At 30.1% G+C, this 2,607-nt stretch carries 3 protein-coding genes; all 3 read left to right on the forward strand.

The genetic code is table 11. The features are described from left to right. Positions 1 to 205: 205 nt before the first annotated feature. The gene (locus ACODSI_RS14940) at positions 206 to 1,219 is read left to right on the forward strand and encodes a hypothetical protein (protein WP_488917656.1); all 1,014 of its coding nucleotides are present in this window, start codon (positions 206 to 208) and stop codon (positions 1,217 to 1,219) included. A 166-nt stretch (positions 1,220 to 1,385) separates the two neighbouring features. After that, positions 1,386 to 1,925, forward strand: a complete 540-nt coding sequence (locus ACODSI_RS14945) for a hypothetical protein (RefSeq protein WP_488917657.1) — start codon at positions 1,386 to 1,388, stop codon at positions 1,923 to 1,925. Between the two features lie 212 nt (positions 1,926 to 2,137). Then, the gene (locus tag ACODSI_RS14950) at positions 2,138 to 2,527 is read left to right on the forward strand and encodes a hypothetical protein (RefSeq protein ID WP_488917658.1); all 390 of its coding nucleotides are present in this window, start codon (positions 2,138 to 2,140) and stop codon (positions 2,525 to 2,527) included. Positions 2,528 to 2,607 lie beyond the last annotated feature (80 nt).

A 2,607-nucleotide genomic window follows, 5' to 3' on the forward strand; every position in this document is an offset into this window, starting at 1 on the left:
ACTAGATATAATGCCTATTCGCTAACACAGGTTTTGCGCTATTGCTAGGCTTGGGTTTTATTTGGAAAGTGTAGTGAATATCTTTTTTCTTTCTATTGACGTATTATCTTTCAAAGTTTAGGTATATTTGTTAACGCAAGTCTTGAAAATGCGCAACAGCGCAAAGCCTGGGAACGTTACCAGCAATATTTTAACCACACTAAGCATGAATGAACTAATTGGACTAAGAAATATAAATACACTTAATGGCTTAGATGATATAAAGCGAGAACTATTATTTTTTGATAAAATTTTCATTGTAGGATTATCTGAGTGGAAAGAAGTGATTGAACAACAGCTTTTTGATGGGCAACGCTCAATCTTAGAAAAAAAAGGTCTTATATCTTTAAATGACTTCATTATCTATCAAGGTTTAATTGCTATGAATGAAAACATTAAGGAAAATTTTGGAAGTTGGGATGCTTATTATAAAAAAACTAAAACAGATGATTTAGAGTTTCGAAATCAAAATCTAGAATATTTAGCCGAGGAAGGCAAGGTAATCTTTGATTATAAGCAATTGGCGAACGAAAATGAATATGGTGCTATTCATAAAAAAATAACACCAATAATTCAATCCAAAATGAGCGACGAAAAGACATTAACTATGGCCGGCTTTTTTGACTTGTGTAATTTATGTCATGATTTGAAAACAAGAATTCTATCAACTTCATATGATCAATCTAAATTTACAGTAATACCATCTAGTTCATCTATTTACGAAATTGACAATATTACAAATGTAAAAACAGAAACATATAATCTCATTTTAGAAGATTTTCCAATTGTCAAAGTAGAAAATTTAGCTTGGGAACAAATATTTGATTTTAAAAATGACCCTGAAACTTATAATTCTATTTGGGGATTAAGAAATTGGATTACAAGTATTTCGAAATCCAACAAAAGCATAAATGAGATTGAAGAAGAATATAGATATTTAAAATATAAATATGAACAAGCTATTAAGATTCATAAACTCAAAACGAGTAACAGTGTCTTCCAAACAAGTATTCAGACAGGTGCAGAATTAATAGAGAATGTAGCTAAATTTAGATTGAGAAAACTTTCAGATATATTATTTAAGTTCAAAGAAAACAAGATTTCATTAATGGAGTCTGAATTAAAAAGTGAGGGAAATCAGCTTTCTTATTTATTTAAAGTAAAAGAGAAATTCAAATAAATACTGCTGGTAACAGCGGTTTCAAGAAATGGCGAGGCTCGGGATTTATTTGAAATCGGAAAGGTTATTAATTTAAAGTTTTGGTTATATTTGCGAAGGCTTGGTCTTGGTTCATCGCCACTTCTTGAAGCCGCGGAACGTTACCAGCAATTTTACCAAAACTCCTATGAATAATAGAAATTTAATCCTTTTTGCAGTAATAACTTTTCTGCTTTTTTCTTGTAAATCAGAAATTGAAAAGCCAAAAGCAGAATATAATCAAAAAGCTAATGAACTTATCGAACAACTAATTTCTGAAGGAAATTGTGAATGCATATTAGAAATCCCTGAAGAAAGTATGATTGAAATTGATTCTATTGAAAATCCATATTTTAACTCTGGGGAGTTTTATATCAAAAAACTCGCCTTAAAAGATAAAAAAGAACTTGATAGCTTGAATAATCTCTCTAAAAAATTTGTTTTAAATACAAAGATTTTAAAAAGAAGTAACATTAAAATAATCAAAAGAGATTCCTTAAGAATTCTGAATAAAGACATTAATTTTTATACAAAAACTTGTAGAAACTTAAACTATCTCATAAAACCAATTTTTAATAAACAATATGACTTTGCAATCGTTGAATATGGAGAAGTTGGTTACTGTACTGGACCGTTTAAAACATTTTTTGAGTTTAAAAACGGGAAATGGAGAAAAACAGAAAAATAAAAAAAACTGCTGGTAACAGCCGTTTGCACCAATGGCGTGGCTCGGGATTTATCAGAATACGGAAGTGATTATCTTTTTTTCTTCAATCACATTTTTTCTTTCTAACTTTTCGGTATATTTGTTATCGGCAGTGTCGAAAACCGCCACTGGCGCAAGCGACAGAACGTTATAGGCAATACTTGGGCATCGCGTTAAAAAACATATTTAAAAAAATGATTGAAGAACTTTCGTTTATTGGCTTAATATTAATTCCAGGAATTTTTATTATCAGCAGAAAAGTTTTGCGAGAAAAAAAATCATTCTTAATAATTTTAGGTATCTGCATAGTTTGTGCAATTTTGGCGACTATTAGGTTAAAAACAAACGAAAGTGGAAAACCAAATTTTGCACTTATTTGGTTTTGCCCATTATATTCTCTTCTACTCTACAGAATATTGTTAATTCCATTTTGGAAAAGAAAACATAGAGACCCAAAAATTCCGAAACGCGAATTATTTTATACTGGAAATGTAGATTTATTTGCAGACAGATTTTTTGGATTGGTATTTATGGTATTGAGCATAATGTTACCAATGTACTTGATAACAAAAGATTACTGGTAAAAGTACTGCCTATAACAGCCGTTTGCACCAATGGCGTGGCTTGGGATTTATCAGAATGCGGAAGTGAATATCTTTTTTCT

It is taken from the genome of Flavobacterium sp. FG139 (assembly GCF_057809695.1).

Excerpts from the sequence above, each read along its gene's own strand:
- ACODSI_RS14940 (WP_488917656.1), top strand. The coding sequence starts at position 206 with ATGAATGAACTAATTGGACTAAGAAATATAAATACACTTAATGGCTTA.
- ACODSI_RS14950 (WP_488917658.1), top strand. The coding sequence starts at position 2,138 with ATGATTGAAGAACTTTCGTTTATTGGCTTAATATTAATTCCAGGAATT.
- ACODSI_RS14945 (WP_488917657.1), top strand. The coding sequence starts at position 1,386 with ATGAATAATAGAAATTTAATCCTTTTTGCAGTAATAACTTTTCTGCTT.